This window comes from Salinivibrio sp. PR5, from assembly GCF_001996085.1.
GTDB classification, from domain to species: Bacteria; Pseudomonadota; Gammaproteobacteria; order Enterobacterales; family Vibrionaceae; genus Salinivibrio; species Salinivibrio proteolyticus.
In genome coordinates this window covers 214,573-237,455 of sequence record NZ_MUFK01000001.1, presented here as the reverse complement: position 1 = coordinate 237,455, position 22,883 = coordinate 214,573, and the positions used below count along the sequence as shown (strand labels likewise).

The 22,883-nt window shown below is 52.4% G+C and carries 21 protein-coding genes; 4 read left to right on the top strand and 17 right to left on the bottom strand.

All coding sequences use genetic code 11. From position 1 onward, the window contains the following. Nucleotides 1-2: 2 nt before the first annotated feature. From coaE to yacG, 3 genes are read left to right on the top strand one after another with little or no spacing between them, the layout of a single operon-like run. Complete coding sequence (gene coaE / locus BZG82_RS01080) at nt 3-617, top strand: dephospho-CoA kinase (protein ID WP_077478948.1); 615 nt, start codon at nt 3-5, stop codon at nt 615-617. A gap of 23 nt (nt 618-640) precedes the next feature. Continuing rightward, nucleotides 641-1,381: a cell division protein ZapD gene (gene zapD / locus BZG82_RS01075; protein ID WP_077478947.1), complete on the top strand. Its 741-nt coding sequence runs from the start codon at nt 641-643 to the stop codon at nt 1,379-1,381. Between the two features lie 4 nt (nt 1,382-1,385). Further along, nucleotides 1,386-1,592 (top strand): DNA gyrase inhibitor YacG, encoded by a 207-nt coding sequence (yacG, locus tag BZG82_RS01070; protein WP_069586608.1) that lies wholly within the window; start codon nt 1,386-1,388, stop codon nt 1,590-1,592. Between the two features lie 30 nt (nt 1,593-1,622). Here the strand turns inward: yacG and mutT are convergent, their stop codons facing one another. Beyond that, nucleotides 1,623-2,018: an 8-oxo-dGTP diphosphatase MutT gene (gene mutT, locus BZG82_RS01065; RefSeq protein ID WP_077764971.1), complete on the bottom strand. Its 396-nt coding sequence runs from the start codon at nt 2,016-2,018 to the stop codon at nt 1,623-1,625. A 134-nt stretch (nt 2,019-2,152) separates the two neighbouring features. Continuing rightward, nucleotides 2,153-4,876: a preprotein translocase subunit SecA gene (secA, locus tag BZG82_RS01060; RefSeq protein ID WP_077455358.1), complete on the bottom strand. Its 2,724-nt coding sequence runs from the start codon at nt 4,874-4,876 to the stop codon at nt 2,153-2,155. 416 nt (nt 4,877-5,292) lie between these two features. Here secA and BZG82_RS01055 point away from each other — a divergent pair, with 416 nt between their 5' ends. Further along, entirely contained in the window at nt 5,293-5,754 is a 462-nt protein-coding gene (locus tag BZG82_RS01055; protein ID WP_108742938.1) for a DUF721 domain-containing protein, read from the top strand. Between the two features lie 73 nt (nt 5,755-5,827). Here the strand turns inward: BZG82_RS01055 and lpxC are convergent, their stop codons facing one another. From lpxC to mraZ, 15 genes are all read right to left on the bottom strand, one after another. Further along, entirely contained in the window at nt 5,828-6,745 is a 918-nt protein-coding gene (lpxC, locus tag BZG82_RS01050; RefSeq protein WP_069586604.1) for a UDP-3-O-acyl-N-acetylglucosamine deacetylase, read from the bottom strand. 116 nt (nt 6,746-6,861) lie between these two features. Then, nucleotides 6,862-8,031, bottom strand: a complete 1,170-nt coding sequence (ftsZ, locus tag BZG82_RS01045; protein WP_077455359.1) for a cell division protein FtsZ — start codon at nt 8,029-8,031, stop codon at nt 6,862-6,864. 33 nt (nt 8,032-8,064) lie between these two features. Further along, the gene (gene ftsA / locus BZG82_RS01040; protein ID WP_069586602.1) at nt 8,065-9,321 is read right to left on the bottom strand and encodes a cell division protein FtsA; all 1,257 of its coding nucleotides are present in this window, start codon (nt 9,319-9,321) and stop codon (nt 8,065-8,067) included. A gap of 12 nt (nt 9,322-9,333) precedes the next feature. Beyond that, a complete protein-coding gene (locus tag BZG82_RS01035; RefSeq protein WP_108742940.1) occupies nt 9,334-10,104 on the bottom strand; it encodes a cell division protein FtsQ/DivIB in 771 nt (256 codons plus the stop codon). 212 nt (nt 10,105-10,316) lie between these two features. Further along, nucleotides 10,317-11,786 (bottom strand): UDP-N-acetylmuramate--L-alanine ligase, encoded by a 1,470-nt coding sequence (gene murC / locus BZG82_RS01030; protein ID WP_077662349.1) that lies wholly within the window; start codon nt 11,784-11,786, stop codon nt 10,317-10,319. Nucleotides 11,787-11,800: 14 nt separating this feature from the next. Then, nucleotides 11,801-12,859: an undecaprenyldiphospho-muramoylpentapeptide beta-N-acetylglucosaminyltransferase gene (gene murG / locus BZG82_RS01025; RefSeq protein WP_077764969.1), complete on the bottom strand. Its 1,059-nt coding sequence runs from the start codon at nt 12,857-12,859 to the stop codon at nt 11,801-11,803. Further along, nucleotides 12,849-14,054, bottom strand: coding sequence for a cell division protein FtsW (ftsW, locus tag BZG82_RS01020; RefSeq protein WP_077639583.1), 1,206 nt, complete (start codon nt 14,052-14,054; stop codon nt 12,849-12,851). Before ftsW ends, murG begins: the two co-directional genes overlap by 11 nt. Continuing rightward, a complete protein-coding gene (gene murD / locus BZG82_RS01015) occupies nt 14,051-15,388 on the bottom strand; it encodes a UDP-N-acetylmuramoyl-L-alanine--D-glutamate ligase (protein WP_077764968.1) in 1,338 nt (445 codons plus the stop codon). Before murD ends, ftsW begins: the two co-directional genes overlap by 4 nt. A gap of 2 nt (nt 15,389-15,390) precedes the next feature. Continuing rightward, nucleotides 15,391-16,473 carry a phospho-N-acetylmuramoyl-pentapeptide-transferase gene (gene mraY, locus BZG82_RS01010; RefSeq protein ID WP_069586596.1) on the bottom strand — a complete coding sequence of 361 codons (1,083 nt, stop codon included), beginning with the start codon at nt 16,471-16,473 and terminating at the stop codon, nt 15,391-15,393. Beyond that, complete coding sequence (locus tag BZG82_RS01005; protein ID WP_077674949.1) at nt 16,473-17,837, bottom strand: UDP-N-acetylmuramoyl-tripeptide--D-alanyl-D-alanine ligase; 1,365 nt, start codon at nt 17,835-17,837, stop codon at nt 16,473-16,475. The genes mraY and BZG82_RS01005 overlap by 1 nt, the downstream gene beginning before the upstream one ends. After that, nucleotides 17,834-19,312 carry a UDP-N-acetylmuramoyl-L-alanyl-D-glutamate--2,6-diaminopimelate ligase gene (murE, locus tag BZG82_RS01000; RefSeq protein WP_077764967.1) on the bottom strand — a complete coding sequence of 493 codons (1,479 nt, stop codon included), beginning with the start codon at nt 19,310-19,312 and terminating at the stop codon, nt 17,834-17,836. The genes BZG82_RS01005 and murE overlap by 4 nt, the downstream gene beginning before the upstream one ends. Further along, entirely contained in the window at nt 19,299-21,065 is a 1,767-nt protein-coding gene (locus BZG82_RS00995) for a penicillin-binding transpeptidase domain-containing protein (protein WP_069586593.1), read from the bottom strand. The genes murE and BZG82_RS00995 overlap by 14 nt, the downstream gene beginning before the upstream one ends. Next, on the bottom strand, nt 21,062-21,391 hold the full coding sequence (gene ftsL / locus BZG82_RS00990; protein ID WP_069586592.1) for a cell division protein FtsL: 330 nt from the start codon (nt 21,389-21,391) through the stop codon (nt 21,062-21,064). Before ftsL ends, BZG82_RS00995 begins: the two co-directional genes overlap by 4 nt. Before the next feature lie 3 nt (nt 21,392-21,394). Then, nucleotides 21,395-22,345 carry a 16S rRNA (cytosine(1402)-N(4))-methyltransferase RsmH gene (gene rsmH / locus BZG82_RS00985; protein ID WP_077639587.1) on the bottom strand — a complete coding sequence of 317 codons (951 nt, stop codon included), beginning with the start codon at nt 22,343-22,345 and terminating at the stop codon, nt 21,395-21,397. Between the two features lie 16 nt (nt 22,346-22,361). Next, a complete protein-coding gene (gene mraZ / locus BZG82_RS00980; protein WP_069586590.1) occupies nt 22,362-22,820 on the bottom strand; it encodes a division/cell wall cluster transcriptional repressor MraZ in 459 nt (152 codons plus the stop codon). Between the last annotated feature and the right edge of the window lie 63 nt (nt 22,821-22,883).

Sequence of the window (22,883 nt, the reverse complement as noted above, 5' to 3'; positions counted from 1 at the left end):
TAATGGGATTAGTGATTGGGCTTACTGGCGGTATCGGTAGCGGCAAAACCACGGTTGCCAACCAGTTTGCTGCCAAAGGCATTGAGGTGATTGATGCAGATGTGATTGCACGCGATGTGGTGGCGGTTGGCAGTGAAGGGCTGGCGGCAATCGCCGCGCGCTTTGGTGAATCAGCCTTGCAGTCCGATGGGCAATTGAATCGCGCTTGGCTCAGAGAGCGGGTCTTTTCTCACCCTGACGACAAACGTTGGTTAGATGACTTACTGCACCCAATGATCCGCACCCGGATGATCAGCGCTTGCGCGCAAGCACGCTCTTCCTACTGTTTGCTTGTGGTGCCGTTATTGGTGGAAAATAACCTCATGGCATTAGCAGACCGTATTTTGGTGGTCGATGTTGATGAGCAAACCCAAATTGCACGGACATTAAAGCGAGACGGCGTGAGCCGCCAGCAAGTCGATGCCATTCTGGCAGCCCAAGCAACCCGTGCACAGCGACTTGCGGTCGCCGACGACATCATCAACAATGATCAACCAGAGACGGAACTCCAACACCAGATTGATGCCTTACACCAGACGTATTTAACCTTGGCCGCCCAACATCACACCGGGGAGTAACCGGATAGGATCGCAAAACATTTATGACCAGCCTCACTTTGTATGAACACCCACTCAATGAACAGGTGCGAATTTATTTGCGCCTAGAGTACCTGCTCGATCAATTGGACGAAGTGAGCGGATTATCGGCCCCTTGCCACCATATTCAATTTTTCCGCAGTCTGTTTGATTTGCTGGAAATATTAGAACAAGTGCAAGTAAAAGCGGATCTTGCCAAGGATTTGGATAAGCTCAAGAAAAAGCTCAACGCATGGGCCAATGTGCCACAGGTCGATCAACAGCAGCTGCAACAACTGCTTGAGCAATTGGCCGAGCACCAACGTGCGGTCTTACAAGCCAAGCGTTTTGGCCAAGCACTACGCGAAGATCGCTTCTTGACCAGCATCAAACAGCGATTCTCCATTCCCGGTGGCAGCTGTAGTTTTGATTTGCCCATTTTCCACCATTGGTTACATCAGCCTTTGGCCGCCCGCCAAAACGCGATTAATGGCTGGCTCGCCACGCTATCACCGCTGCGTCATGCCTTAGCATTTTGGTTGCAACTGACCCGAGAAAGCGCACAAGGTGGGCATGTCGAGGTTAAACAAGGCTTCTATCAACAAGACACTGATGGCGCGTGCCTGATCCGGATTCAGGTCAACCCCGATCTGGGCGTTTATCCGTTGGTTTCAGGACACAAAAACCGTTTTGCGATCCGTTTTATGCCATTTGACGATGATCGCGAGGTCGCCGACAATATGCCGGTATTTATCAGTGTCTGTTAAGGAGATGAGCGTGAGTGATACCCCCGCGGTGGTGAAATGTCCAACCTGCCAACAACCTGTTGTTTGGGGCGAAATCAGCCCGCATCGCCCGTTTTGCAGCAAACGTTGTCAGTTGATTGATTTAGGGGAATGGGCCAATGAAGAAAAGGCGATTCCCGGCGCACCAGACAGCTCTGATGACGACCTATGGTCAGAAGGACAGGCGGAGTAATCTCCACCTGCCAAGACGAACGATCCGTGCTTAAAATCGAGCACGGATTTTCTCAAGCACCGCGTCATTCGCTTCAGGGAAAGTGTACTCGGATAAACGCGCAATCGGTGCCCACTCACCATGCTGACCTTCCTGCCCTTGCGGCTCCCCTTCAAAGCGACTGACTAAGAAAAAATCAAAGCTTAACGCTTTGTCTGGAAAATCAAAGTCTAGCGAAATAAAGGGGCTGACGTCGGTGGCATCAATCCCCACTTCTTCACGCAGCTCCCGCACCACGGCTTGGCGCGGGGTTTCGTTGGCTTCAATTTTTCCGCCGGGGAATTCCCACTTTCCGCCTTGGTGCACATCCGCATGGCGACGTGTAATAAATATCTTATCTTGCGCGGCATTAACAATCACACCAGCGGCAATATTAACCCGTTTCATGAATACTCCTACTTACTACCGCCTACGCGCTATCCACTGTCTGTCGATATCGATGACAAACACGTCAGCGAACGCGCGTCTTGGGGTATAAAAAAAGGCCGCTGAACGGCCTTTTTAGTCATACATAGTCAGGGTTAGATTTTACCGTGACATTGTTTAAATTTCTTCCCTGATCCGCATGGACACGGCTCATTACGGCCAACTTTTCGGCCATCGCGCACCACAGTTTCGTTGCCTGAAGCATTCGCCTCGCCGTCACTGAGTGGATTATCGGCTTTGGCATGATTTACTTGCTGTTGGCGAGCTGCTTGCTCGGCACGTGCTTGACGCTCCGCTTCCATACGCTCAACGTCATCAGGCTGTTGCACACGAACGCGGCTGAGTGTGGTGATCACGTCGGTTTTTAGCGCTTCTAGCATGTCTTCAAACAGCTCGAACGATTCACGCTTGTACTCCTGCTTCGGATTCTTTTGCGCATAGCCGCGCAGGTGGATACCTTGGCGCAGGTGATCCATCGCCGCCAAATGCTCTTTCCACAGCGTATCCAAAGTTTGCAGCATGACCGCTTTTTCGAAGTTGCGCAGTGTTTCAGCACCCACCGCCGCTTCTTTGCTCTTATAGACATCAATCAGCGATGACAGAATTCGCTCACGCAATAACTCTTCATACAGCTTGTCGTCTTCATCCAACCATTGTTGAATAGGCAATTCGATATCAAAGTCTGCTTTTAAGCGCTGCTCTAGGCCGGCGATATCCCACATTTCTTCCAACGATTGTGGCGGAATATATTGGCTAACCAATGCATTCACTACATCTTCACGGTTATGCTCAATCATTTCACTGATATCGCTAGAAACCAGTAGCGCGTCACGCAATTCGTAGACCACTTTACGCTGATCGTTGGCCACATCATCGAATTCCAGCAACTGCTTACGAATGTCGAAGTTACGCCCTTCTACTTTACGTTGCGCGTTTTCAATTGCCTTGTTCACCCAAGGGTGTTCAATCGCTTCACCTTCACCCATCCCGAGGCGTTTCATCATGTTAGAGACTTTTTCTGAGGCAAAAATGCGCATCAGTGAGTCTTCCATCGACAGATAAAAGCGCGTCGAACCTGGGTCACCTTGACGACCGGCACGGCCACGAAGCTGGTTATCAATACGGCGTGACTCGTGACGCTCCGTACCAATAATGTGCAGGCCACCCGCCTCAACCACTTGGTCGTGGAGCTGCTGCCATTTCTCTTTCGCCGCTTCGACTTGTGCGTCTGTTGGCTCGTCAATATCACCCAGTACCTGCTTCCAGCTACCACCTAGAACAATATCCGTACCACGACCAGCCATATTGGTCGCAATTGTCACGGTGCCCGGGTAACCAGCTTGTTCAACGATTTCGGCTTCATGGGCGTGGAATTTCGCGTTGAGGACTTGGTGCTTGATGCCATCTTTTTTCAGCGCATTAGAAAGAAGCTCTGATTTTTCAATTGAGACGGTTCCGACAAGTACCGGCTGGCCAGCTTTCGCTCGCGTTTTAATGTCTTCAATAATCGCGGCAAATTTCTCACGCTCAGTCATATAAACCTGATCAGCATGATCTTTACGTACCATCGGGCGGTTGGTCGGAATAACCACGGTATCCAATCCATAAATCGACTGGAACTCAAACGCTTCGGTATCCGCGGTCCCTGTCATACCTGACAGCTTTTCATAAAGTCGGAAGAAGTTCTGGAAAGTGATCGAGGCCAGCGTCTGGTTCTCGTTTTGGATTTTCACCCCTTCTTTGGCTTCCACCGCTTGGTGTAAGCCTTCAGACCAACGACGTCCCGGCATGGTGCGGCCGGTGTGCTCATCAACGATGATCACTTCGTCTTCTTTAACAATGTAATCAACGTCGCGCTCAAACAGCACATGGGCACGGAGTGCAGCGTTAATATGGTGCAACAAGCTAATATTCGCAGGCGAATACAGCGTATCGTCTTCTGCCATCAAGCCGTTTTTCTTTAGCAGCTCTTCGACAAATTCTTGGCCGTTTTCGGTCATGTAGACCTGTTTGGCTTTCTCATCGACGGTGTAGTGACCATCGCCACGGTATTCTTCTGAGTCTTCTTCGTCCTGCTTTTCGAGCTGAGGGATCAAGGCGTTGATCCGCTGATACATTTCTGAGCTGTCTTCTGCAGGCCCTGAAATAATCAGCGGTGTACGCGCCTCATCAATCAAGATGGAGTCCACCTCATCGACAATTGAGAAGTAGCGATCGCGCTGTACGCGATCTTCCGCACGGAACGCCATGTTGTCGCGCAGGTAGTCGAAACCAAATTCGTTGTTGGTACCGTAAAGAATGTCACACGCGTAAGCGGCTTTCTTCGCTTCCGGTGGCATGTTCGGCACATTCACGCCGACCGTCATACCAAGAAAATCAAATAACGGGCGGTTTGTTTCCGCGTCACGTTGCGCCAAGTAGTCGTTGACGGTAACAATGTGCACGGATTTGCCTGTCAGGGCATTCAAATAAGACGGCAAGGTCGCGGTCAGGGTTTTACCTTCACCGGTGCGCATTTCTGCAATCTGGCCACTGTGCAGCACCATGCCCCCGATCAGCTGAACATCGAAGTGACGCATACCAAACACACGCTTAGATGCTTCGCGGACGGTGGCAAAGGCTTCAGGAAGCAGATCGTCCAAGCTCGCGCCTTGGTCAAGACGCTCACGGAATTCGACGGTTTTCGCTTTTAGCGCATCATCACTGAGGGATTCAAATTGGGGCTCTAGCTTGTTGATTTCATCAACGACTTTTCGCAGCCGACGCAAAGTGCGGTCATTACGGCTTCCGATAACTTTAGTCAGGATTTTCGATAACATGGCGTTGCCGGTACTCTTTTTAATGGTCTTCCCACATGGGCGGCAGCTGCACAGCAATGATGCTGGTGTGCATTCAGTTCAACGCGGATAGGCTATGGTTCATCGATTCGACAGAAGATGCCAATGCGCGCATCTTTATTAGGTGGAGCCAAATCGGAAAGAATTCAAGGGCGGACAGTGCCGCTTAACAACTTATTTTCCGCGAAGCTGATTGTGAAATTAACAGGCTGCATTGAAAACACTATGCCTGTCGCTCTACCCATGCGACACTTACCTGTGAATGATTCGGTCACTTATAATAAGGGAAATTGGACCGACATCCTATGAATAATCAGGGACAGATAGGATCAATTAGGAAAAATTAGACGCTGTGCGACTGTTCACGCACCGAATTGACGATAAAAAAGACAATAGCCATGCGAGATCACCGACCCCGCTCTACGTTGCACCTCTTGGAGAGCGACAACAACAATATCGCTCAACGCGCAGTTGAGCTCGCCAAGTTGAATAAGCTGATCTTGGCCTTGTTGCCAGGCGAAACCTCCAAGGCATGCCGGGTAGCCAACTATCGTGAGGGCGTACTTGTGGTTGAAGCTGGCAGCGCTGCTTGGGCTATGCGGCTCAATTACGAGCGCCAACACCTTTTGTCTGTATTACGGCAAAAAGGCCTCGCCAGTCTCACCACCATTGAAGTGAAAATTAATCCAGCCTTGGCCGCCGTGGATAGAGAAGAAGATGCCACCACACCCGCACGCCATTTGAGCAAAGCCTCGGGTGAGTTACTGCATGAGCTGGGGCAAAGTGCCTCGCCGAAGTTAAAAGCGCGTTTAGAAGCTCTAGCCAAGCTAGCGACAGACACAATAAAGCCAGAGTCGTGACTCTGGCTTTATTTAACAGGGTGCTGAGCAACTTACCATAATGAGGCAACTCTGCCCTATTTAGGTGCAAGTCTTATGCAAGCACCATATCTGGGTCAGCAAACGCAACCGGTGATTTTTCCGTTTCTTCAAACGTCACCCACTCCCACGCTTCTTGATCCGCCAATACCGCACGCAGCAGCTGGTTGTTCAGTGCATGGCCCGATTTATAGGCGCGCATTTCACCGATGATGCTATGACCACACATGTATAGGTCGCCAATTGCATCCAACACTTTGTGCTTCACGAGCTCGTTATCAAAGCGCAGACCTTCTTCGTTCAAGATGCGGTAGTCATCCAGAACAATGGCACAGTCAAAGCTGCCGCCCAAACATAGGTTCTGTGATTGCAGGTACTCAATGTCGCGCATAAACCCAAAGGTTCGCGCACGACTGATATCTTTGATAAACGACTGCGTCGAGAAGTCCATCACCAAATTTTGTTGCTCTGATTCAATCGCAGGATGGTTGAAGTCGATGGCAAAATCGAGGCGGAAACCGTTATACGGCACCAGCTCTGCCCATTTGTCGCCGTCTTCAATGCGAACAGGTTTTTTGATGCGAATGAATCGTTTTGGTGCGTTTTGTACTTCAATGCCGGCAGATTGCAGCAAGAAGATGAATGGGCTTGAGCTACCATCCATAATCGGAATTTCTGGCGCATTGACCTCGATAATAATGTTATCGATGCCCATACCGGCAATCGCGGCACTTAAGTGCTCGACAGTCGAGATACGCACGCCTTCATCATTGACGAGCGCGGTACACAACATGGTGTCGCGTACATCCGCTGGATCAGCCGGAAAGTCAACCGGCGGCTCCATATCGGTACGGCGATAAATCACGCCGGTGTTCGCAGGAGCCGGACGCAGAGTAAGCGTAACCTTACGCCCAGAGTGGAGGCCCACACCGGTCGTTTCGACAATACTTTTTAATGTTCGCTGTCTTATCATCGGCTTATCTCAACTTTTTCTCAAAAAAGTGTGCTCTGCGTCACTCATTACCCTGTCACCTTAGACAAGGGGAGCGTGATGATAGCACATCGCTGGCTACAAACCAAGCACTGGCACTAGTCAGCTTGCTTACGCAAAAACGCAGGAATATCGAGATAATCATGCTCGGTCTGCGATTTTGGCGCCGCGTTTGACGACGACGCAGCTGGCTGCTCTTTTGCCGCAGGCGTTGCCGCCTGAGGTTTTTCTTGCAAAGGCTGTGCCTTTTTCGGCTCGGCCGGTGCTTGCCCAGACTGTGCATTGGTCACCAAGGTAATATCTGGCTTACGTTCGTTGCCAATCCCCGTTGCCACCACAGTCACTCGCAGCTCGTCGCTCATTTCCGGATCCATCGAGGTACCAATCACGACAGTCGCATTATCAGAGGCGAACGCTTTAACCGTGTTACCAACCGTCTCGAATTCATCAAGACGCATATCGAAACCAGCGGTAATGTTCACCAGCACACCGCGTGCGCCTGCTAAGTCGATGTCCTCAAGTAGCGGGCTAGAAATGGCCATTTCAGCCGCTTCTTCTGCTCGATCTTCTCCCGTAGCAACCCCGCTTCCCATCATGGCGTGCCCCATCTCTGACATCACAGTGCGGACATCCGCAAAGTCGACGTTGATGTGGCCCGGACGGGTAATCAGCTCAGCAATACCCTGCACCGCGTTACGAAGTACATCATTCGCTTTCGCAAACGCATCTAGTAAGGTTATGCCACGACCCAGTACTTTGAGCAGTTTTTCGTTAGGAATCGTGATAAGCGAGTCAACATTCTTAGACAGCTCTTCAATTCCTTGCTCAGCAAAGGCCAGTCGCTTCTTACCTTCGAAGCTAAATGGTTTGGTGACCACTGCAACGGTGAGGATACCCATTTCTTTCGCAATTTCTGCGATGATAGGTGCTGCACCTGTCCCAGTACCGCCGCCCATTCCTGCTGCGATAAATACCATATCGGCACCTTCGAGCTCAGCTTTAATCGCATCGCGATCTTCAAGGGCAGAATCTCGACCTACTTGAGGGTTTGCCCCCGCGCCTAGGCCTTTGGTGATGTCACCACCAATTTGAATGACGGTGCCAACGCTACTTTTACGCAACGCTTGGGCGTCAGTGTTAATACTAATGAAGTCAACGCCTTCGATTGACTCACGTACCATATGCTCGACAGCGTTACCGCCGCCACCGCCAATGCCAACGACTTTAATTACCGCATCGTCAGACATTTCCATCATCGGTTCAAACATGAGTTCTCTCCGTCCTTCCTGTTCGCATCAGGGTTAAAATTCTTTCTTAAACCAGCTACTCAGCTTGCTTACCCAACTGGCAACAGCCCGCTTTTGCTCTGGTTCACTCGTTTCTGTCAGCAAGTTTTCTTTGCCGTAATGCAAAAGCCCAACCGCTGTTGCATAACATGGTGCTTGTACATAGTCGGTTAATCCGGTGACACCCACAGGCTGCCCAACTCGTACTTGATTCTGAAACACACGCTCAGCACATTCGACCAAACCGTGCATCTGTGCCGCACCGCCAGTCAGTACAATGCCTGCGGCTAACTGGTGCTTCACGCCTTCGCTGCGTAGCTTGTCTTGAATGGCAACCAGCTTCTGATTGACCAATCCCAACAGCTCAGAACAACGTGGCTCAATCACTTCTGCCAGTGTCTGGCGCTGCAATGTCCGTGATGGGCGTCCGCCCACACTGGGCACATTGACTTTGGCATCCTTGCTGACCAATTCGCTAAGTGCGCAGCCATACTTCACTTTAATGTCTTCTGCGTCGGCAAGCGGTGTTCCGAACGCGTAAGCAATGTCGCTGGTAATCACGTTCCCCGCATAAGGGATAACCTCTGCGTGGCGCAGCGCGCCCCCCGTCCAAACTGCGAGATCCATGGTACCACCGCCAATATCGACAACGCAGACACCCAGCTCACGTTCGTCCGGTGTAATCACCGCATGGCTTGCTGACAAGCCGGAGAAAATCAGTTGATCAACTCTAAGACCACAGCGTTCAACCGCTTTCTCAATATTTTTTGCCGTGTCATTGTGACATGTGATGAGGTGCACACTGGCTTCCATACGCACACCTGACAACCCCACTGGGTTTTTGATCCCTTCTTGATAGTCAATTTTATATTCTTGTGGGATCACATGGAGCACGCGTTGCTCATCACTAATCTTCACTGACTTGGCAGTGTGGATCACATTGTCAACGTCATCTTGGGTCACTTCCTCATCGGAAATCGTACCCATCCCTCTTTCAGTCTGGCAGTGAATGTGCTTTCCTGACAAAGAAAGATACACAGAACTGATTTGGCAATCCGCCATCATTTCTGCTTCATTCACCGCACGCTGGACGGATTTGACCACAGATTCTAGGTCGTTGACGCCACCTTTATCCATGCCACGAGACGGGCTGGTCCCCACGCCCAATACGTTGATGGTGCCGTCTGGCAGCACTTCACTGACCAGCGCAGACACTTTGGACGTACCGATATCCAGTCCAACAATCAGTGATTTATCTGTCGCTTTATTCATTCACACCATCTCTTAATCTTGGCTAGTCGTCTCTTCCGTCTCTGTTTTCCAACCTACGGCAGCACCTGTGTCATAGCGTAAGTCCACGTAAGCGATCGGTGTTTGTTGTTGCTGTATCTCAGGGTAAAGGTGCACAAGCCGCGCTAAGCGCTCTTCTCGTGCTTCTCGACCCAACTCAATCCGTATGCCGCTGCGTGTCACGATACGCCAAGAGCGTCGCTCGTTCAGTGATAAGGCTTGAATCGACAAGCCAATGCGATTGAGCTGCGCATTTAGAGTCTCACTGGCGGCAAGCACCTCTTTTGCACTCTCTGGCATACCGTGCAAAGACACCAGATCCTGTCCTGCAACATCCGCCGGCGTGCCATCAAAAATCTCGCCCTCAGGCGTTAACAGCTTCTGTCCATTCCAGATAGCCCGCGCTTGGTACTCGGTAATGTGGACTTTCAAGGTGTTCGGCCACTGTTTGCGAACCGCCACGTGCTTAACCCAAGGCAGCGCCTCGATATTTGCCTGGATGCTATTCACATCTTGCAACATAAAACTTTTCAGGGTGCCGACCGACAACACTGCGTCGCGCACTTGCTGATCACTGACCTGAGTCCGATCGCCTTCGATGACCAACTGAGACAAAGGCAGCTGCTGCTCATCGCTCATCCAATCGATCACTCGCACAAAGCCGGTCACCATCAAAAGAATGACTGCGGTAAGAAACACCAATCCCGCCCATTGCTGACGTTCAAGGTTCACCGTTTCTTGTATGCGTGTGAGCGCATTTACCATGCTCATACCTTTGTTATCGCCTTGTGTCGAGCAAGCTTGACACACCCAGCGAAAAAACCGACTGATTATAGCGATCCCGCGCCTCGTGCTCCAACTTGATTGACGCTTTGTATCAATAAGCTGAGATCTGTTCCGAGCAATTTTGCTCTGTGATGCGAAAAAAGCCGCCTTTTTATTCGGATCATCCGATTATGACACAGCTTTTTATCACATCAGTTTGTTTTTTGTTGTGCCATTTTTGCTTTATCCAGCGCCATTGCCGCTAAATTTCGCGCTACTTTACCAATGTCACCCGCGCCTTGTGTTAAAACTAAGTCATTCGCTTGCAGTACATTGGCCAATGCGGCCGGTAACGCCTCGGCATTTGGCACAAAAATCGGATCGAGCTTGCCTCGCGCCCGAATGCTGCGACACAAACTTCTACCGTCAGCCCCCGCTATCGGTGTTTCTCCCGCGGAATAGACATCCAACATCAACAGCACATCCACGTTTTCCAGCACATTGGCAAAATCATCATAGAGATCGCGGGTACGGCTGTACCGGTGCGGCTGAAAGATCATCACCAAACGGTGATCTTGCCAGCCAGCGCGTGCCGCTTTAATGGTGACATCCACTTCACTCGGGTGGTGACCATAATCATCAACCAATAACGCCGTTCCTTGCTCGACAGGGAATTCTCCCAGTTGGTCAAAACGACGTCCTGTTCCTTCAAAACTGGCAAGCGCACGCACAATCGCAGCGTCATCCACACCGTCTTCGGTCGCGACAGCAATCGCGGCACTGGCGTTTAATGCGTTGTGTTGTCCCGGAATATTGAGTTCTATGGTCAAGGTCTCGCGTCCCGGACGGGTGACTTTAAAAATCCCGCGCTGACCTTTTTGGTGATAATCGTGCAAACGCACATCGGCATCATCAGAAAAGCCATAGGTGATCACTTGGCGACCAATCGATGGGATCAGGGCGCGTACCACAGGATCATCAATACACACCACCGCTAACCCGTAAAACGGCAGATTATGAAGAAAATCAATAAAGGTTTGCTTTAGCGTTTCAAAGTTACCGCCGTAGGTATCCATATGGTCGGCTTCAATATTGGTAACGATGGCGACCATAGGTTGTAAATGCAAAAAAGAGGCATCGCTTTCGTCCGCTTCCGCAATCAAATATCGGCTACTCCCCAAACGCGCGTTGGTGCCAGCACTTTTGACTAATCCACCATTGACAAAAGTGGGATCTAAACCGGCTTCCGAATAGATCTGGGTCACTAATGCGGTGGTCGTGGTTTTACCATGGGTGCCGGCAACGGCAATACCGTGCCGATATCGCATCAATTCAGCCAACATTTCGGCACGACGAACCACCGGAATGCGGAGAGATTTTGCCGCGACCACTTCCGGGTTATCGGGCTTGATGGCGGTAGAGACCACCACCACGCTTGCTTTCTCGATGTGACTGGCTTGATGACCGATAAAGATCTCTGCCCCCATGGACGCCAAACGCTCGGTGACCACATTTTGTGCAAGATCCGAGCCGGTTATTTGGTAACCTTCGTTAATCAGCACTTCAGCAATACCACACATCCCCGCACCGCCAATGCCCACAAAGTGGATCCGTTTCACCCGACGCATTTCCGGGATCATGGTGCGAAGTTTTTCTAGCTGCTGATTATCCAATTTACCCATTCATCTTTTCTCTATTATTTTGCTTGTTCGGCAATCACTTGTGCCACACGTGCATCCGCATCAATGATCGCGGCATCACGCGCGGCGTTCGCCATCGTAAGGAGGCGCGCTCGGTCTAAGCCGTCAATTGTCTCAGCCAGCGTGGCGGCTGTCAGTGATGGCTGTTCAATCATCAGTGCCGCATCACGTTCAACCAAGTAATCACCGTTTAGTGCTTGCTGACGGTCGGCATGCATAAAGGGCACAAAGATCGCCCCCACACCGGCTGCCGCGAGTTCCGAGACCGTCAAAGCGCCACTGCGACAAATCACCACATCGGCCCAAGCATAAGCACTAGCAACATCATCAATAAACTCGGTCACGGTCGCATCGGTAACGCCCTCAGCGTGATACGCCGCTTCTGTGCTTTGCGCGTTTCCTTTCCCGGCTTGGTGTCGCACCATGACCGGCTGCGCCGTTTTTGCCACCGCAACAGGCACGGTTTGGTTTAAGATGCGCGCACCTTGGCTGCCGCCCATCACCAGAATACGCAATGGTCCGTTGCGGTCACGAAAGCGTGCTGCCGGTGAGGGCAAGGTGCACACATCACGGCGCACCGGATTGCCGACCACAGGCTTACCCTCAAACGCTCCCGGAAAGGCTTGCAGTACTTGCTTAGCCACTTTCGCCAACCATTGGTTGGTTAACCCAGCCACCGCATTCTGTTCATGAAGCACCACAGGTACACCACTGAGCCAAGCAGCGATGCCGCCGGGGCCACTCACATATCCGCCCATGCCCAACACCGCATCGGGTTGGTAGCGCTTAATGATTTGGCGCGCTTGCCAAATGGCGCTGAGGATCATCCACGGCGCACGCAGCTTGCGGATCAGGCCCGAACCGATCAAGCCTTTGACACGAATAAACTCAATATCAATGCCGTGTTTGGGAACCAGATCCGCTTCCATGCGATCCGCAGTACCCAGCCAACGGATCTGCCAGCCTTGTTGCTCTAAATATTTGGCGACCGCGAGGCCGGGAAACACATGTCCACCGGTTCCCCCCGCCATTACCAATAAACGTTTACTGCTCATCGTGTTGAATTTTATCCTGATAATGCTTGATTTGATGGGCTTGGGCCGTGGCTAAACGGTACTCATGGTCGATGCGTAACAGCAGGGCGACCGCCATTGCCATGATCAAAAGGCTGGAACCGCCATAACTGATCAGAGGCAGCGTCAGCCCCTTGGTCGGCAGCATGCCCGCGGCAGCGCCCACATTCACCATGGTTTGAAACGCAAACCAAATTCCGATACCAAAGGCGAGAAAGCCACCAAACAATTGTTCTTGTTCAAGACAACGTCTGCCAATAAATAAGGCTTTGAAGACCAAACAGAAAATTAAAACCAAAATGACACTAACGCCCACCAGCCCTAGCTCTTCGGCAATCACGGCGAACACAAAGTCGGTATGCGCTTCTGGCAAGTACTCCAATTTTTGAATCGAGTTGCCCAAGCCTTGCCCAAACCAATCACCGCGTCCAAACGCCATTAACGATTGGGTGAGCTGATAGCCACTGCCAAACGGGTCTTGCCAAGGGTCAAGGAAAGCGGTAACACGCCGCACCCGATAAGGCTCTGCAATGATCAAACCTCCCACCAGCGTGAGCCCTGCCACCAGCAGCGCGATAAATTGCCACAATTTGGCGCCGGCAATAAACAACATGCCCACCGTGGTCACAAACATCACCACCACTGAGCCTAAATCGGGCTGGGCAAGGAGTAAGCTTGCAAATAACAACAGCACCGCAAGCGGCTTCGCAAAGCCACGAAAGTGCTCGCGCACCTCACCATGACGACGGACGAGGTATCCTGCCAAAAAAACGAATAGAGATAACTTGGCAATCTCCGCAGGCTGAACATTGATCCCAGCAATGGAGATCCAGCGCGCTGCGCCGTTGACCGAGCGCCCGATGGCTAACACGGCCAACAGCAACACCGATGACAGCAATAGCATCCAACCACTGTATTTTTGCCAAAGCCGCACGGGAATATACATCACCACCACAGCCGCTATCACGGCTACCGTGAGATAAATCGCGTGCCGTTTCGCAAATAAAAATGGGGCATCGGCCAAGCGAAGGGCGACCGGGATAGACGCCGACGTCACCATCACCAGACCAATCACCATCAATAACAGTGATACCCAAACAAGTTGGCGATCATAGAGCACACCCGGCGATGGGGTGCGCAGCCAAGACCAACACTGTTTGGGCCAAGTGCGTATCATCGGGCATCACTCACGGTTAGTTGTTTGACAGCATCGGCAAAGGCATCGCCACGTGCCATAAAGTTGGCGAACTGATCGAGGCTCGAACAAGCTGGTGACAATAGCACCATATCACCCGGTGCAACGTGTTGGGCAATGACATCAATCGCCTGCTCCAAGGTCCCAAAACGATGCGACGAACGGCTCAATGCAGCCAGTTTGTCACCATCTTGCCCAAAGCAATATAGCTGGGCAGATAGCTTATCCAACACAGGTTGAAGCGCATGAAAATCCGCACCTTTACCATCACCACCGAGTAGCAGATGAAGCTGCCCTTGCAGCGTTAAGCCGTCCAAAGCGGCTAACGTGCTGGCCACATTGGTCGCTTTGGAATCATTGACCCAAGTTACGCCGTTGATCGTTGCCACCGTCTGGCAACGATGAGGCAAGCCAGTATAGGTTTGCATCGCCTGAACTTGTCCATCGCGATCGATACCGACACTGTCTGCCAATGCCATTGCCGCTAAGCAATTGGCGACATTATGACGCCCAACGAGCGCCAGTTCGGCCACGGGCAGGACAGGATCACCCTCCACACTGAGCCACTCTTGGCCTTGATGGCTGATAAGACGATAGTCGCCTTGCTGAAAGCCAAATAAAACGAGAGGTTGCTCACTGTGTGTTGCTTTATCATCAGCGTTGGCAATCCGGGTGTGTGCGTGAGCGAAAATACGTAACTTGGCCGCGCGATAATCAGCCAAGCTGTCGTAACGATCCATGTGATCTTCAGAAAAGTTTAAAAACGCGGCGCCATCCAACGCCAATGACGCCGTGGTTTCCAGTTGAAAGCTCGACAGCTCCAGCACATATAAGTCATGCCCTTGGTCGAGTAAATCAAGCGCCGCGACACCGATATTGCCACCCACACCCACACGGATACCCGCCGCTTTCGCCATCTCGCCCACTAAGGCGGTGACGGTACTTTTTCCGTTCGACCCGGTGATGGCGACCACCGGCTTATCGCAATACCACGCAAAGAGCTCAATATCGCCAACGATGGGGATGCCCGCTTGATGAACAGGGCCAAGCGCGGGCGTCGTCAGCGCAATGCCTGGGTTAGTCACCACCAGATCGGCGTCGGCTAACCACTGTTCCTGCCAACTACCGGTATGTAATGCCACCTGAGCCGGCAGTTGATCACACCCGGGAGGTTGAAGACGCGAATCCATCACGCGAATCGTCGCTTGAGGATGATGGCGGGCAATAAAGCGCACCACGGATAATCCAGTCACCCCCAAGCCCATCACCACGATATGATCAAACTCGGTTAACGAACGCTGGCTCACGGTTGACATGATTAACGTACCTTCAGCGTTGCCAGTGCAATCAGCACCAGCATCAAAGAAATAATCCAAAAGCGGACAATGACTCGCGGCTCCGGCCACCCTTTTAATTCATAGTGATGATGAATCGGTGCCATACGGAAAATGCGCTGCCCACGCAATTTATAAGAGCCGACTTGCAAGATCACCGACACGGTTTCCATCACAAACACACCGCCCATGATGATCAACAGCAATTCTTGGCGCACCAAGACAGCAATGGTGCCTAGCGCGCCACCGAGGGCCAACGAGCCGACATCGCCCATGAATACTTGGGCTGGATAGGTGTTAAACCACAAAAAGCCTAAGCCAGCGCCGACAATAGCCGCACACACCACCACCAGCTCACTGCTGTATTTGATGTAAGGGATATGCAGATAGCTGGCAAAGTTCACATTCCCCGTTGCCCACGCAATAAACGCAAAGCCTCCCGCGACCATCACCGTCGGCAAAATCGCAAGACCATCCAACCCATCGGTTAGGTTCACCGCATTACTGGTACCAACAATCACAAAATAGGTAAAGACGATATAAAACAGCCCCAGTTGAGGCATCACATCTTTGAAAAAGGGAACAACCAGTTGGGTCGCGGCGGTGTCACTACCGTGCGCATACAGCGCAAACGCCACACCTAGCGCAATGGCGGATTGCCAAAAATACTTCCAACGTGCAATTAAGCCATCGGTGTTTTTGCGCACCACTTTGCGATAATCATCGACAAAGCCGACCGTACCGTACCCTAGCAACACTACCATCACCGCCCACACATAGGGGTTCGATAAATCTGCCCATAAAAAGACGGTCAGGGTAATGGCGGCTAGGATAAGCACCCCGCCCATCGTAGGTGTACCACGCTTGCTAAAGTGCGATTCGGGCCCTTCTTCTCGTACCACTTGGCCAATCTGCATCGATTGCAGATATTTGATCAATCTAGGCCCCATCCATAACGAGAACACCAGCGCAGTTAACGCACTCACAATGGCGCGAAAGGTCAAATATTCAAACAGTCGCATCGACGGGAAAAAGCCCTGCAATGCCTCAGCTAACCATACCAGCATCAGCAGGCCTCCTTAATGGCGGCAACAACCGCCTCCATCGCCATACCTCGGGCGCCTTTGACCAAAATGGTGTCGGGATTATGTGTTTTCATCATGGTTACTACATGCGCGATCAGCGCGTCTTTTGAGTCAAAATGACGGCCGTGACAGCATTCACTGATCACACGGCTATCGGTTCCTGTGGTAAACACCTGCGTCAGCCCCGCCTTAGCGGCGTGCTCACCCACTTCTCGGTGCATTTGTTCGCTGTACTGCCCTAGCTCGGCCATATCGCCTAAAATCAACCAACGCTCGCCAGAATAACTGGCAAGCACGTCGATGGCGGATTTCATCGCCGGAACGCTGGCATTGTAGGTATCGTCAATCAAGCGCAGTCCGGCACGCGGCTCACTCACTTCGGTGCGACCTGCGGCATTTTTCATCGCCGCAAGTCCTTGAGTAACGTCCTCTAAGGTCACGCCCGGTAACTGCATCGCGGCACACCCGGCCATCAATGCATTGGTAATATTGTGTTTGCCGGGCAGCGGTAACGTCACCGTAGATTGCTGCTCGCCGTCACTGAACACTAAGCGGTAGCAGCCCGCCTCGACCAGCTCGCTCTCCACCAGTTGCAAAGGCGCAGCCGCTTGCTCAGTCACCTGAATCACGTTTTTGTCTGCCAACACGGCTTGCCATTTCTCACCGCCATGGCTTTGCGCGTTAACCAGCGCAATGCCGCCTTGAGGCAGGCCTTGATAGATTTCACCTTTGGCGGTCGCGACCCCCTCTAGCGAGCCAAACCCTTCAAGGTGGGCAGCTGCAAGGTTGGTCACCATGGCAATATCCGGTTTGACAAGCGATGTGGTGTATGCAATTTCACCGATATGGTTCGCCCCCAGCTCAATCACCGCATAGTCATGATCGGGCGTGAGACGAAACAAGGTGAGCGGCACCCCGATATCGTTATTAAAATTGCCTGCGGTGGCCAAGGTCTTCCCTTTGCGCGACAAAATGGACGCGAGCATTTCTTTGACCGTGGTTTTGCCACAGCTGCCCGTAATCGCGATAGTAGGAACCTGACACTGCGCTTTAACCCACGCGCCCAGCTGGCCCAGTGCGATACGGGTATCGTTGACCACCAATTGCGGCAAGTCGATATCCAGCGGTGTCGATACCACCAGAGCTACAGCGCCCGCCTGCTTGGCTTGTTCTGCAAAGTCGTGCCCATCAAACCGTTCGCCTTTCAACGCCACAAATAGCGCGCCTTCAGACACCTGTCGGGTATCTGTAGTGATCGCGGCAACATCCAGCGTCGGCGGGGTGTCCACACCGTGCCATTGCGCGGCCAAAACATCAGCAAAAGTTGTGAGTGCGGTGGTAATCATGGTAACTCCTTCAGTAACGCAGCCACGGTTTCACGGTCGGAATAATGCACTTTGCCGTCGGCAAGGACTTGGTAGTCTTCATGGCCTTTGCCCGCGACCAGCACGATATCGTCAGCCTTGGCCGCCTGCATCACCCGTGACAACGCACGCGCGCGATCGTGCTCCACCCACGCGTTATCGGGGGCCTGCATCCCAGCAAGCATGTCATCGGTAATCGCATTGGGCGCTTCACTGCGCGGGTTATCGTTAGTCAATACCGCCTGATCGGCATATTGCTCTGCGATGCGAGCCATCACCGGACGCTTGCGAGTATCGCGATCGCCGCCGCAGCCAAATACACACCACAACTTACCCCGACAGTGGCGGCGCAGTGCGATCAGTGCCTTCTCCAGCGCATCGGGCGTGTGAGCATAGTCAACCACCATGGTCGGTTTGTCAGGAGCAAGAAAAACCTCCATCCGGCCAATGACGGCGTTCAATTGATCGCTAGTGGCTAACAAGGCATCCAGTGAATAGCCTAAGCCTAATAGGGTCGCCAAGCTGACCAAGAGATTGCTGACGTTAAAATCCCCCACCAAGGCAGCATTCAACTCCCCTTGCCCCCAACTGGTTTCGACCATCACACGCACGCCGTCGGTGGCAAAATCAATCTGGGTGGCACGCACATAAGGGCCGACGTGGTGTTGCAAAGAATCTGCGTGCAGCGCGACCGCAATCGCCTCGGGCCACTCGCGTAGCCATTGGCGTCCCACCTTATCATCGGCATTAATCACTTTGAGCGGATTACCCAATGAGAAAAGCTGCTTTTTCGCCTCAGCGTATGCCGCTAAGGTGCCGTGATAATCAAGGTGGTCGTGGCTGAGATTGGTAAATACCGCCGCATCAAAGGCCAAGCTCGCCACGCGGCCTTGCACCAATCCATGCGAGGACACTTCCATCGCTACATGCTTGGCGCCTTGGTCGGCAAAGGTCGCTAACTGCGCTTGAATACTAATGGCATCGCCCGTGGTATTTTCCGCGGCCTGCAGTCGGCCGATAAAGCCATTGCCTGTGGTGCCCATCACCGCGGTGGGCGCATTTAGCGCATCAAGCCATTGTGCAATCAGCTGCGACACCGTGGTCTTACCGTTGGTGCCAGTCACGCCAATCAAGCCTACTCGCTGCTGCGGGTCGTGATAGAACCGCGCCGCCAACGCTGACAATAAGGCGGGGAGATCCGGCAAAGAGATAACTGGCACCTCGTGGTGCCAATCAAGACGCGCCATTGCATCATCGGCTTGCTGAACAATCGCCACCGCACCGGCCTCGATGGCCGCAGGAATAAATCGACGACCGTCCACTTGATGGCCGGCAATGGCAACAAACACATCCCCTGACGTCACTTGGCGACTGTCCAACGTGAGTCGGTTTACTGTGATACTCGGTGCATCAGCTAGCCAAGGGCTTAGCCACTGCTTTAAATCATTCATTCGCATCCACTTGGTTAGAACGCTGAGCTACTTGAAGCCCCGGGCCGGTCTGAGCGTCCGGAGCAATATTTAAAATCTGAAGCGCACTTTTCATCACGCTCGAAAATACAGGGGCTGCCACTTGGCCGCCGTAATACTTGTCACCTTGGGGTTCGTTGATCACCACCACCATCGCGAGTCGTGGGTTACTGATCGGCGCCAGCCCCGCGGTGTAGCCAATGTATTCGTCACCGTATCCTCCCGCGACCGCGACTTTTGCCGTCCCGGTTTTAGCACCAACACGATATCCATCCACCGCCGCACGACGCGCACTGCCACCTTCTTGGGTGACACCTTCTAGCATCTGCAGTACTTTATAAACATTGTCGCGGGTGGCGACTTGTTTGCCTTCCGTCACCCCTTCATGCTTGATGATACTCAACGGACGATTCACACCCAGTGAGCCCAAGGTGGCATAAGCACGGGCAAGTTGTGCGGGCGTGACTGACAAGCCATAACCAAACGCTAAGGTCGCACGTTCAAAATCGGACCAACGGCGACGGGTCGGGAAAATACCCACCGACTCGCCCACCAGCTCAACGCCTGTGCTCGCCCCCAAACCAAAGCTGCCATACTCGCCAAGTAAGGTTTCGACCGGCATAGCCAGTGACAGCTTACTGACACCGATGTTGCTGGATTTTTTGAGAATGCGCGCCAGATTGGCTTTTCCGACTTTCGACACATCACGCACGCGGCTGCCGCCGATTTGCATGATGCCGTTTCCGGTATCAATCACGGTATTCATGTCGGCGACCCCATTCTCCAACGCCGTCAGCACCACAAAAGGCTTCATGGTAGAGCCGGGCTCAAACACATCGGTGATCGCACGGTTGCGCATATTAAAGCTTTTCAGATCACCACGGTTATTGGGGTTATAGGAAGGCGCATTGACCATGGCGAGTACTTCACCGGTTTTGACATCTACCATCACCAGTGAACCAGACGTCGCGCGGTAATCTGCGACCGCTTGCTTAATCGCGCGATAAGCAATGGCTTGCAGACGCTGATCAATGCTCAATGCGATAGGTTGGCCTTCTTTTTTATCTTCGGTGGCAATGTGCTCTACCACGCGACCAAAGCGGTCTTTGCGTACGGTACGTTTGCCATGTTCACCGGTAAGCCACTCATCGTAACGGCGTTCAATCCCTTCCAAACCGTGACCGTCGATACCGGTCACACCCACTAAGTGAGCACTTACTTCGGCACTAGGATAAAAACGACGAGATTCTTCTTTTAAGCCCACCCCGGGCAGGTCGAGCTTATTGACATAAGACGCCATGGCCGGGCGGACTTGGCGCTGCAGGTAGATAAACCGGCGGTTGCGGTTTGCTTCAATTTTGTCGATCAGAGCTTGGCGATCCAGTCCCAACACATCCGCAAGTGCGTACCAACGATCTTTTTTCGCTAATCCCTGATGCTTAAATACCGTGACAGGATCCGCCCAGACTGCTTGGACAGGCACACTGACCGCCAGAGGCTCACCATTGCGGTCGGATATCATCCCACGGGCGGAATGTACTTCTTCCACCCTGACCGAACGTAAGTCCCCTTCGTAGCGTAAACGGTCGGGCTCAATCACTTGAATAAAAGCCGCCCGAGCCACCAGTGCGGCGAACGCGAGACCAATAAACACACAAATAAGGCCAAAGCGCCACTTGATAAAAACAGGTGGCGCTTTTGGCGTGCGTCGATTTGCTGGCTTCTGGGTACGCTTTTTCACGGGTTCGTACTCAAGGGTCGTTTAACGATCACTTCATTTTTTTGCGTGGGCCGAATCATACCAAACGCGTTTCGCGCCACAGATTCGACATGGCTATGTTCCGACAAGGAGTTTTCCTCCAACAGTTGGTTTCGCCATTCCACTTCTAACGTTTCACGCTGGTCGAGCAACGCATCTTGTTTAGCAATCAAGTTGCGGGTGGATTGTGTCATCAATACCACCGCAATTGCCGAGACCAGCACGGCGCCGAGCAGCAACAAAGGCACCTTGCCTACTGCCAGTAGGTCGTGGCGAATTTGTTTAGCGAGGCTCGGGCGTCTTTCCATGGTTTATCCAAGCTTTTCTGCTACACGCAGCACCGAACTACGGGCACGGGCATTGTGTTCAATTTCTTGTGACGATGGTTTGATCGCTTTACCTATGGGTTTCATCGCCGCCGAACCAAGTTCAGCAATCTGCGCCTCGGTCAGCGGCACCCCTCTCGGCACCTCCGGCCCTTTGCTTTGTTTGCGAATAAAGCGTTTCACCATGCGATCTTCGAGTGAGTGGAAACTGATCACCGATAAGCGTCCTTGAGGCGCCAACACCGCCAATGCGCCTTGCAAGGCCAGTTCTATCTCATCGAGCTCACTGTTGATATAAATGCGGATCGCCTGAAAGCTGCGGGTCGCGGGGTGCTTTTTCTTCTCTTTAAACGGCACCGTGTTGTCGATCAACTTGGCCAGTTGACTGGTGGTTTCAAGCGGCGGGGTCTCTTCATCTTCACGGTATTTGACGATCGCATGAGCAATCCGCTTGGCAAAGCGTTCTTCGCCGAAGACTTTTAGCACCCAAGCAATGTCATCGGCGCTTGCCGTTTCCAACCACTGCGCCGCAGACTGGCCGGCGGTCGGGTCCATACGCATATCGAGCGGACCATCACGCAAAAAACTAAAGCCACGGGTCGGATCATCCAGCTGTGGCGAAGACACGCCCAAATCGAGCAACACACCATCGACTTTTCCTGCCAATCCTAAATCGGTGAGGTAGGTTTCAATGCCCGAAAATGGCCCATGAATAATTTGAAAACGCGGATCCTTGATGGTGCCCGCTTCTTCGATGGCACGAGGATCGCGATCAATCGCATACAAGCGCCCGTTCTCGCCCAACTGAGACAAAATATGTCGCGAGTGGCCGCCACGACCAAAGGTGCCGTCGACATAAATGCCGTCAGGTTTAATGGCAAGGCCGTCCACAGATTCATTTAAAAGGACGGATACATGGGTATATTGTTCTGACATAAATTCGCTTCATTAATTACAGTGACAGATCTGCTAATCGTTCACTGATGAGGTGGTTTGACTCCGCCTGTGTATCCATATCCTGACGAATTTGCTGCTGCCAGGTTTGCTCATCCCAAATTTCAAATTTGTTGAGCTGGCCAACCAACATCGCTTTGCCATCCAGTCCGGCATATTGGCGCAACGTGGACCCAAGCAGCAGTCGCCCTTGTCCGTCCATTTCGCAATCAAATGCGTGCCCAAGCAACAAACGCTGGAGACGCCGCTCTGCAGGCTGAAAGCTGGATAATTTTGAGAGCTTGTCTTCAATCACTTCCCATTCAGGGACCGGATATAAGGCCAAGCAAGGGAGTTGGTGATCAATGGTGCACACAAAGCGGCCTTCGCAATGCGCAACTAACGCATCACGATAACGGGTCGGCAAGGCAAGCCGTCCTTTTTTATCGACCGAAATGGCGCTGACGCCTCGTAACATGGCGTTATTTTCCCTTTTTCACCAAAATTATCCACTTTACACCACATTTTCCCACCCAGAAGT

Excerpts from the sequence above, each read along its gene's own strand:
- coaE (WP_077478948.1), top strand. The coding sequence starts at position 3 with ATGGGATTAGTGATTGGGCTTACTGGCGGTATCGGTAGCGGCAAAACC.
- BZG82_RS01035 (WP_108742940.1), bottom strand. The coding sequence starts at position 10,104 with ATGGTAAATGCGCTCACACGCATACAAGAAACGGTGAACCTTGAACGT.
- BZG82_RS01005 (WP_077674949.1), bottom strand. The coding sequence starts at position 17,837 with ATGATTACCACCGCACTCACAACTTTTGCTGATGTTTTGGCCGCGCAA.
- murG (WP_077764969.1), bottom strand. The coding sequence starts at position 12,859 with ATGAGCAGTAAACGTTTATTGGTAATGGCGGGGGGAACCGGTGGACAT.
- murE (WP_077764967.1), bottom strand. The coding sequence starts at position 19,312 with ATGCGAATGAATGATTTAAAGCAGTGGCTAAGCCCTTGGCTAGCTGAT.
- mutT (WP_077764971.1), bottom strand. The coding sequence starts at position 2,018 with ATGAAACGGGTTAATATTGCCGCTGGTGTGATTGTTAATGCCGCGCAA.
- rsmH (WP_077639587.1), bottom strand. The coding sequence starts at position 22,345 with ATGTCAGAACAATATACCCATGTATCCGTCCTTTTAAATGAATCTGTG.
- mraZ (WP_069586590.1), bottom strand. The coding sequence starts at position 22,820 with ATGTTACGAGGCGTCAGCGCCATTTCGGTCGATAAAAAAGGACGGCTT.
- ftsA (WP_069586602.1), bottom strand. The coding sequence starts at position 9,321 with ATGAATAAAGCGACAGATAAATCACTGATTGTTGGACTGGATATCGGT.
- murD (WP_077764968.1), bottom strand. The coding sequence starts at position 15,388 with ATGTCAACCGTGAGCCAGCGTTCGTTAACCGAGTTTGATCATATCGTG.
- lpxC (WP_069586604.1), bottom strand. The coding sequence starts at position 6,745 with ATGATAAGACAGCGAACATTAAAAAGTATTGTCGAAACGACCGGTGTG.
- mraY (WP_069586596.1), bottom strand. The coding sequence starts at position 16,473 with ATGCTGGTATGGTTAGCTGAGGCATTGCAGGGCTTTTTCCCGTCGATG.
- secA (WP_077455358.1), bottom strand. The coding sequence starts at position 4,876 with ATGTTATCGAAAATCCTGACTAAAGTTATCGGAAGCCGTAATGACCGC.
- BZG82_RS01055 (WP_108742938.1), top strand. The coding sequence starts at position 5,293 with ATGCGAGATCACCGACCCCGCTCTACGTTGCACCTCTTGGAGAGCGAC.
- ftsL (WP_069586592.1), bottom strand. The coding sequence starts at position 21,391 with ATGGAAAGACGCCCGAGCCTCGCTAAACAAATTCGCCACGACCTACTG.
- ftsW (WP_077639583.1), bottom strand. The coding sequence starts at position 14,054 with ATGATACGCACTTGGCCCAAACAGTGTTGGTCTTGGCTGCGCACCCCA.
- murC (WP_077662349.1), bottom strand. The coding sequence starts at position 11,786 with ATGGGTAAATTGGATAATCAGCAGCTAGAAAAACTTCGCACCATGATC.
- yacG (WP_069586608.1), top strand. The coding sequence starts at position 1,386 with ATGAGCGTGAGTGATACCCCCGCGGTGGTGAAATGTCCAACCTGCCAA.
- ftsZ (WP_077455359.1), bottom strand. The coding sequence starts at position 8,031 with ATGTTTGAACCGATGATGGAAATGTCTGACGATGCGGTAATTAAAGTC.
- zapD (WP_077478947.1), top strand. The coding sequence starts at position 641 with ATGACCAGCCTCACTTTGTATGAACACCCACTCAATGAACAGGTGCGA.